General features: G+C 69.3%; 7 protein-coding genes. 4 read left to right on the top strand and 3 right to left on the bottom strand.

Annotation, left to right across the window (positions count from 1 at the left end):
- Positions 1-292: 292 nt before the first annotated feature.
- The 3 genes from ACFVM3_RS34810 (at position 293) to ACFVM3_RS34800 (ending at position 3295) form a co-directional block, all read left to right on the top strand.
- Positions 293-1363, top strand: a complete 1071-nt coding sequence (locus ACFVM3_RS34810) for an AAA family ATPase (protein WP_378444147.1) — start codon at positions 293-295, stop codon at positions 1361-1363.
- A gap of 70 nt (positions 1364-1433) precedes the next feature.
- Complete coding sequence (locus tag ACFVM3_RS34805; protein ID WP_225950060.1) at positions 1434-2318, top strand: DUF58 domain-containing protein; 885 nt, start codon at positions 1434-1436, stop codon at positions 2316-2318.
- On the top strand, positions 2315-3295 hold the full coding sequence (locus ACFVM3_RS34800; RefSeq protein ID WP_378444146.1) for a VWA domain-containing protein: 981 nt from the start codon (positions 2315-2317) through the stop codon (positions 3293-3295). Before ACFVM3_RS34805 ends, ACFVM3_RS34800 begins: the two co-directional genes overlap by 4 nt.
- An 83-nt stretch (positions 3296-3378) precedes the next feature.
- Here the strand turns inward: ACFVM3_RS34800 and ACFVM3_RS34795 are convergent, their stop codons facing one another.
- Positions 3379-3840, bottom strand: a complete 462-nt coding sequence (locus ACFVM3_RS34795) for a tRNA (cytidine(34)-2'-O)-methyltransferase (protein WP_378444145.1) — start codon at positions 3838-3840, stop codon at positions 3379-3381.
- A gap of 111 nt (positions 3841-3951) precedes the next feature.
- Between ACFVM3_RS34795 and ACFVM3_RS34790 the strand changes: the two genes are divergently transcribed.
- Positions 3952-5547, top strand: a complete 1596-nt coding sequence (locus tag ACFVM3_RS34790; RefSeq protein WP_378444144.1) for an alkaline phosphatase D family protein — start codon at positions 3952-3954, stop codon at positions 5545-5547.
- On the opposite strand, the gene ACFVM3_RS34785 is transcribed toward ACFVM3_RS34790, so the two are convergent.
- Complete coding sequence (locus tag ACFVM3_RS34785) at positions 5535-5966, bottom strand: acyl-CoA thioesterase (RefSeq protein WP_378444143.1); 432 nt, start codon at positions 5964-5966, stop codon at positions 5535-5537. The two genes, ACFVM3_RS34790 and ACFVM3_RS34785, sit on opposite strands and share 13 nt — an antisense overlap.
- Before the next feature lie 63 nt (positions 5967-6029).
- Positions 6030-7292, bottom strand: coding sequence for an alpha/beta hydrolase family protein (locus ACFVM3_RS34780; protein ID WP_378444142.1), 1263 nt, complete (start codon positions 7290-7292; stop codon positions 6030-6032).
- Positions 7293-7317 lie beyond the last annotated feature (25 nt).

The raw sequence follows: 7317 nt of genomic DNA, 5'->3' as shown, positions 1-7317 counted from the left end.
CAAACGCTACATAGCCCGCGAAATCCACCAAACCCTCATCGCAGACCTCGCCAACCTCACCCACACCCCTTGACATCAATAGGAGCATCTTTCGCAACCTTCAACGTTGCGAAAGTGGCTTTCGCAACACCACCTCCGGAAGATGACCTGGCCGGAACCCGCGGAGGTACCGCTAGAGCTTCACAGCCGTCATACCGCTGATCGGGTTGGCTACCGTCACGAACGGCTGTGTCACCGACCACTACGGTCACATCCGGACGCATGTACGCAAGCGGGGAACACAGGAGGCACAGTGACCGAGCCCGGCTACGCCGACGGCGCGCAGCAGCAGCCCGGAACGCCGGCGCGGGACGCCCAGTTGCTGGAGCGGACCGTGTTCGAGGTCAAGCGGATCATCGTCGGCCAGGACAGGCTCGTCGAGCGGATGCTGGTCGGCCTGCTGGCCAGGGGACATCTCCTGCTCGAAGGTGTGCCCGGCGTCGCGAAGACCCTCGCCGTCGAGACCTTCGCGCGGGTGGTCGGCGGTTCGTTCTCGCGGGTGCAGTTCACCCCGGACCTGGTCCCCGCCGACATCCTCGGCACCCGGATCTACCGCCAGGGCGCCGAGCGGTTCGACGTCGAACTCGGCCCGGTGGTGGCGAACTTCGTGCTCGCCGACGAGATCAACCGCGCGCCGGCGAAGGTGCAGTCGGCGATGCTCGAGGTGATGGCCGAGCGGCACGTGTCGATCGGCGGCCAGACCTTCCCGATGCCCGACCCGTTCCTCGTGCTCGCCACGCAGAACCCGATCGAGAACGAGGGTGTGTACCCGCTGCCCGAGGCGCAGCGCGACCGGTTCCTGTTCAAGATCGTCGTCGAGTACCCGACGGCGGAGGAAGAGCGCGAGATCATCTACCGGATGGGCGTCACTCCGCCCACCCCGCAAGAGGTGCTGTCCCCTGGCGAACTGGTCCGCCTGCAGGGAGTGGCCTCGCAGGTCTTCGTGCACCACGCGCTGGTCGACTACGTCGTCCGCCTCGTGCTCACCACCCGTACCCCGAACGACCACGGCCTCGCCGATGTCGCGGGCTGGGTGTCCTACGGCGCCTCGCCGCGTGCCAGCCTCGGCATCATCGCCGCCTCGCGGGCGCTGGCCTTGGTCCGCGGCCGGGACTACGTGCTGCCGCAGGACGTCGTCGACGTCGTTCCCGACGTGCTGCGCCACCGGCTCGTGCTGTCCTACGACGCGCTGGCCGACGGCGTGCCCATCGACCACATCATCACGCGGGTGCTGCAGACGGTGCCGCTGCCGCAGGTCTCGGCCCGCCCGCAGGGCGGCGCCGGACAGAGCGGCCCGGTCCCGGCCGGCGCACCGGTCAGGTAGGGAAGCGAGCGTGAAGAACGAGAAGGGCGAACGTCCTTCCTGGGCGCCGCCGGTACTCCGCGGGGAGCGGATGGAGGCGGGCCTGCGCACGCTCGAACTCGACGTGCGCCGCCGTCTCGACGGTCTGTTGCAGGGAAACCATCTCGGCCTGGTGCCGGGCCCCGGTTCGGAACCGGGGGAGGCCCGGCCGTACCAGCCGGGTGACGACGTCCGCCGGATGGACTGGGCGGTCACCGCGCGGACGACGAGCCCGCATATCCGGGAGACCGTCGCCGACCGTGAACTGGAGACGTGGCTGGTGGCGGACGTGTCCGCGAGCCTCGACTTCGGCACCGCGCTGTGCGAGAAGCGCGACTTGGTCGTCTGCGCGACGGCCGCGGTCGCCCATCTGACCGGTGGTGGCGGCAACCGGATCGGCGCGCTCGTCTCCAACGGGGCGGGCAGCATCACGCGGATCCCGGCGCGCGGCGGGCTCCCGCACGCGCGGGGCCTGGTCCGCAAGATCGCCGAGACCCCGCGTGCCGAGGAAGGTGTCCGCGGGGATCTCGCCGCGGCGCTGGAAAAACTGCGCCGTCCGCCCAGGCGCCGCGGGCTCGCCGTCGTGATCTCCGACTTCCTCGGCGACACCGAATGGCAGCGGCCGTTGCGCGCGCTCGGCGGGCACCACGATCTCATCGCCATCGAAGTCCTCGACCCGCGCGACATCGACCTGCCCGACGTGGGCACCGTCGTGCTGGCCGACCCGGAGACAGGGAAACAGCGCGAAGTGCACGCTTCGGCCTTGCTGCGCAAGGAATTCGGCGCCGCGGCGCACGCTCATCGGCAGGAGGTAGCGGCCGCGCTGCGCCGGGCCGGTGCCGCGCATCTGGTGCTGCGCACCGATTCGGACTGGATCGCGGATATGGTCCGGTTCGTGGTGGCCCGCAAGCGCCGCTGGTCCGGTGGTGTCGCGTGAGTCTCTCCGGATTCGCGTCGCCGTGGTGGTTCCTGCTGCTGCTGGCGGTCGCCGCGGTAGCGGTGGGCTACGTGCTTTCCCAGCGCGCGCGGCGCAAGCGCACCATGCGGTTCGCCAACCTGGAACTGCTGGAGAAGGTCGCGCCGAAGAGCCAGGGATGGGTGCGGCACGTTCCCGCCATCCTGATCGTGCTTTCGCTGCTGGTGCTCACCGTCGCGCTCGCCGGGCCGACGGCCGAGCAGAAGGTGCCCCGCAACCGGGCCACCGTGATGCTGGTGATCGACACCTCGCTGTCGATGGAGGCGACCGACGTCGCCCCGACCCGGCTGAAGGCGGCCCAGGAGTCGGCGCGTTCGTTCGCGCAGAACATGACCCCTGGCGTGAACCTCGGGCTGATCTCCTTCGCCGGGACGGCGACCGTGCTGGTCGCGCCGACCACCGATCGCGGCGGCGTGGTGAAGGCGATCGACAATCTCAAACTGGCGCAGTCGACGGCCACCGGCGAAGGGATTTTCGCCGCGTTGCAGTCGATCGAGAGCTTCTCGGCGATCGTCGGCGGCGCGGAAGGTCCGCCACCCGCCCGGATCGTCCTGATGAGTGACGGTAAGCAGACCGTTCCGGACGACCTGTACGCCCCGCGAGGCGGCTACACGGCAGCGCAGGCGGCGAAGCAGGCTCAGGTGCCGATCTCGTCGATCTCGTTCGGCACCACGCACGGTTCGGTCGACATCGACGGCAAACCGCAGGACGTGAAGGTCGACGACGAATCGCTGGAGGAGATCGCACGCCTTTCCGGCGGCGACTTCTACAAGGCGGCGAGCGCGGACGAGCTGAAACGCGTGTACGACGACCTCGGCGAGCAGATCGGATACGAGCTGAAGGACGCCGACGCGAGCAGGCCTTGGGTGATTCTCGGGACTTTGGTGTTGATGATCGGGGCGGCGGCTTCGCTCTTCCTGGGGCAACGACTGCCGTGATTTGGCTCCCGGGAGTGCTATGAAAGGTCCTTTCCTTGCAAAATTTGCAAGGAAAGGACCTTTCATAGCATGGGGGCCACGTCTCAGGGAGTCGCGAAGCCGTTCTGCCGCCAAGCCTCGTAGACGCTGATCGCCGCGGTGTTCGACAGGTTCAGCGACCGGCTCGTCGGCAGCATCGGCAGCCGCACCCGGTCGGTCACCTGGGCGGACTCCTGCACTTCCGCGGGCAGCCCCGCCGACTCCGGCCCGAACATCAGGACGTCCCCTGGCTCGTACGCGACGTCGGTGTGCAGCCGCGTCGCCGAAGCGCTGAACGCGTACACGCGGGCGGGCAGCAACGCCGCCCAAGCCGCGTCGAGATCCGCGTGCACGTGGACGCGCGCGAGGTCGTGGTAGTCGAGCCCGGCTCGCCGCAACTGCTTGTCCTCCAGCGTGAAACCGAGCGGCTCCACCAGGTGGAGCTCGCAGCCGGTGTTCGCGGTCAAGCGGATCGCGTTACCCGTGTTGGGCGGGATTTCCGGGCGGTAGAACAGGATGCGGAACACGAGGGTTGATCGTCTTTCGTTCACGGGCGCTTCGCCTGAGCGCGGCCGGGTGGCCATCAAGCCGGACGAGCATGAGGCCCGCCCGTGACCATCCCACCACAGGAGGGCTTCATGCCTTCGCTCCCTCACCCCCTGTCGCGGCGTCGCTTCCTCGGATACGGCTCCGCCGGCGCGGCCGCGGTCCTGCTGGGGACCGGTGCCTGGAACGCCGCCGGCGCGATGCCGCTCGCCGGCGGTACCGGTAACCCGTTCACCCTCGGTGTCGCGTCGGGTGACCCGTTGCCCGGCGGCGTCGTGCTCTGGACCAGGCTCGCGCCGAAGCCTTACGAGGCCGACGGCTTCGGAGGTATGCCGCGGACGCCGGTCCGCGTCGAGTACGAGGTTTCGCTCGACGAGCGCTTCCGCGCGGTGGTCCGCCGCGGCTCCGTGGTCGCCACGCCCGAACTCGGTCACTCCGTGCACCCGGAGGTCCACGGTCTCGCGCCGGACCACGAGTACTTCTACCGTTTCCGCACGGGCGGCGAGATCTCGCCGGTCGGCCGCACCCGGACGGCGCCGGTCGCGTGGTCGTCGCCGCGTGAGCTGAACTTCGCGTTCGCGTCCTGCCAGAGCTGGGAGGCCGGGCACTTCACCGCGTACGAGCACATGGCGGCGGAGGATCTCGATCTGGTCGTGCACCTGGGCGACTACCTCTACGAAAGCGGTGTCACGGGTATCGGCCGCGGAACGCCGGTGGGGCCGCAGTTCAAGGGCGAGACCTTCGACCTGGCCCGCTACCGGCTCCAGTACGCGCTCTACAAGAGCGAAGCGCCGCTGATGGCCGCGCACGCCGCCTTCCCGTGGATCCACGTCAACGACGACCACGAGGTGGAGAACAACTGGGCGGGTGACATCTCCCAGATCGACAAGGAACCGGACCAGGACCGCGCGGTGTTCCGGCAGCGGCGGGCCGAGGCGTTCCAGGCGATGTACGAGCACCTGCCGTACCGCATCGCCCAGCTGCCGAAGGGACCGGACGCGCGGCTTCACCGGCGGCTGAGCTACGGCACGCTGGCCGACTTCACCATGCTCGACACCCGCCAGTACCGCGACGACCAGCCGTGCGGTGACGGCCAGTCGGCGAACTGCACCGAACGGTTCGACGAGAACCGCACCCTGCTCGGCTCGGAGCAGCGGAACTGGCTGCTCGACGGCTTCTCCCGGTCCCGCGCGCGGTGGCAGATCCTCGGCAACCAGGCGCCGATGGGCCAGACCGACACCGACGCGGGCGAAGCGACGAACGTCTACCTCGACCCGTGGGACGGCTACGTCGCCGACCGCGACCGCGTGCTCGCCGCCGCGCAGGATCGCGGGGTCCGGAACCTCGTGGTCATCACCGGCGACAGGCACCAGAACTACGCCTGGGACCTCAAGCGTGACTTCACCGACCCGGATTCGCCCACCGTGGCGAGCGAGTTCGTCGGGACGTCGATCACCAGCGGCGGCAACGGCGCCGACATGACGCCCGGCGGCGAGAACCTGCTGAAGGCCAACCCCCACATGAAGTTCTTCAACGGCCAGCGCGGCTATGTCCGGGTCAACGTCAACCGGCAGCGCTGGCGGAGCGACTTCCGGGTGGTGCCGTTCGTCAACACCCCCGGCGCGCCGATCAGCACGCGCGCCAGCTACGTCGTCGAAGACCGGCGGCCCGGCGTTCAGTCCGCCTGAGCGGGCAGGAGGGCGGCGTACACCTCGCGCACGGACGCGGGTGGCGCCGCCTTCCTGAGCGTCTTCGGGTCGACGAAGACGTACCGGGTCTTCACTTCGGTGCACAGGCCGCCGTCGCGGGTGATCTCGAAGTCGATGACCAGCGAGGTCGTGCCGAGGTGCTCCAGGTACACGGCCACGACCAGTTCGTCGTCGTAGCGGCAGGGCGCGCGATAGCGGAGGTTGGACTCGGCGACGACGACGTCGACACCGCGGGCCAGCGCCTCCTGATGGGAGCCGAAGAGGGCTTTCTCCACCTCGAACATGGCCATGTCGACGTAGGCGAGGTAGTTCGCGTTGAACACGATGCCCTGCCCGTCGCATTCGTGGTAGCGCACGCGCAGCGGCATTTCGACGATCGGTTTCCGTGGCTCGGTCACGGATCCCAACCTACGTGAAGGGCTCCTTCCCCCGCATTCGGCGGAAGGAGCCCTTCACGTGGCTCAGTCGATGAAGTCGATGTTCGGATGACGCGGCGATTCGCCGTCGAACAGGTGCCGGTCACGGCCCTTCAGGTGCAGATCGAAGAACGCGCCGATGTAGTCCCGTTGCGCGGCCAGTGAACGGCGGGGATCGATCGTGCCGATGACCGCCTCACGCTTCTCCTGCGCCACTCGCGAGCCGAGCTGCGGCACCATGACCTGCAGATCGCTGTACGCCATATGCGTGCTTCCGCCGCGCAGCAGCAGGTCGCGTTTCCAGCCCCGCTGGTTGGCCCAGAAGTCCGCCCAGCTGCGGTCGAACTCGGGCTGCCGGTGCGTGTGCTCCAGCGGCTTCCCGTTCTCGTCGACGCCCTCGGCGCCCATCAGGAGGAACGGCCGGTCGAGACCGCGCTTCGTGACTTCGCCGGGCACGTACGGGCTTCCCGGCGGGTAGCCGAAGGCGGTCGCCATCGCGCCGTCGAGGTTGATCCCCGCGTCGACACGGCGGTCGTGGACCATCGTCTCGCCCGCGGTGAACCCGCCGTAGGAGTGACCGTAGGCGCCGACCCTGGACAGGTCGAGCGACCAGCCGAGCCCGCGGGGGAGCGGCCGGTTCTCCGCGTCCGGGTTCTGGCCGCGGGTGATCTTCGCCAGCTGGTCGAGGACGAACCGGCTGTCGGCGACCCTGGCGTCGAGCGCCTTCTTCATGAACTCGGGTCCTTCGCCCGGCGGAAGAGCCGTTTCGAGCCGTCCGCCGGGGAACTCGACCGCGGCGCTCTCGTAGGTGTGCGAGAGCGAGACGACGACGTAGCCCCGGCTCGCCAGATCGTCGACGATCGCCGAGTACGTCTCCCTCGGCCCGCCGAAACCAGGGGAGAAGAGCGCGACCGGCTTGGGCGCGCCGTGCGCCGCGGGAACGCCGACCTCGGCCCGCCGCTTCGCCGACGCCCAGTCGATGGAGCCGACCGGTAGGCCGAGGTAATCCTCGCCGGACAGGGCCTGGTCGATCACTCCGCTGATGCCGGGCGTGAGCCACGGCGCGCGCGGTCCGTCGGCGAAGCGGTCCGCCGGGTAGGTGACGGTGACCATGAGTTCCCGGCGCCGCTCCGGTTTCCACGGATCGGGCCGGGACGGGTCGACGAGATGGAGGTCGGTCGTGCCGACTTCGTACTGGCCGGTGAGGGCGGGTGCGGTGAGCTTGGCCTGGTCGGCCGCGACGGCGGGGGCCGCCGTGGCGAGTCCGCCCGCGAGCGCGAGGCCCGCGATCAGCGCCGAACCTCGCATCACCCTGGTGTGTCTCGATGACCCT

The sequence above is a fragment of the Amycolatopsis sp. NPDC057786 genome (assembly GCF_042797905.1).
GTDB lineage: Bacteria > Actinomycetota > Actinomycetes > Mycobacteriales > Pseudonocardiaceae > Amycolatopsis.
The sequence above is the reverse complement of the archived record's forward strand: the minus strand, read 5'-3'. Positions and strand labels throughout refer to the sequence as shown.